Origin of the sequence: Alcanivorax profundi, from assembly GCF_003597125.1 — a bacterium.
Classification (GTDB): domain Bacteria; phylum Pseudomonadota; class Gammaproteobacteria; order Pseudomonadales; family Alcanivoracaceae; genus Alcanivorax; species Alcanivorax profundi.
In genome coordinates this window covers 1-432 of record NZ_QYYA01000131.1, presented here as the reverse complement: position 1 = coordinate 432, position 432 = coordinate 1, and the positions used below count along the sequence as shown (strand labels likewise).

Sequence of the window (432 nt, the reverse complement as noted above, 5' to 3'; positions counted from 1 at the left end):
CTCGTTTCAACTGTTCAAACGTTGTATGCGTATAAATCTCGGTCGTCGAGAGTTTCGCATGTCCTAACAGTCTTTTTAAACTTTCAATTCCAGCACCATGATTCAACATTGCAGTAGCAAACGTGTGCCTCAACACGTGCGGACTTTTCTTTTTCAACGAGCAAACCCTTGCGAGGTTCTCCTTCACGATTCCTCTGACTTGAACCGGACTCATCCGTCCGCCCCTATCCGCAAGCAAAAGAGCTCCAGACTTAGCCATCACCCTTTGTGCTCTTAGAGTCAAATATTCTGAAAGAGCATTTTTAAGCTCGTCACCAAAAGGAACTATACGTTGTTTGTTTCCCTTACCCGTAATCTTTATCTCTTTTTTAATAAAGTTCACATCGTCAACATCAAGTCCTATCAACTCTGACAATCGCATCCCCGTCTCAT

The 432-nt window shown here is 43.3% G+C and carries 1 protein-coding gene; it reads right to left on the bottom strand.

Translation table 11 applies throughout. The features are described 5' to 3' along the window. Positions 1 to 415, bottom strand: a 415-nt coding sequence (locus tag D4A39_RS19265) for a tyrosine-type recombinase/integrase (RefSeq protein WP_233552535.1), incomplete at its 3' end; no start/stop codon positions are given. Positions 416 to 432: the final 17 nt, after the last annotated feature.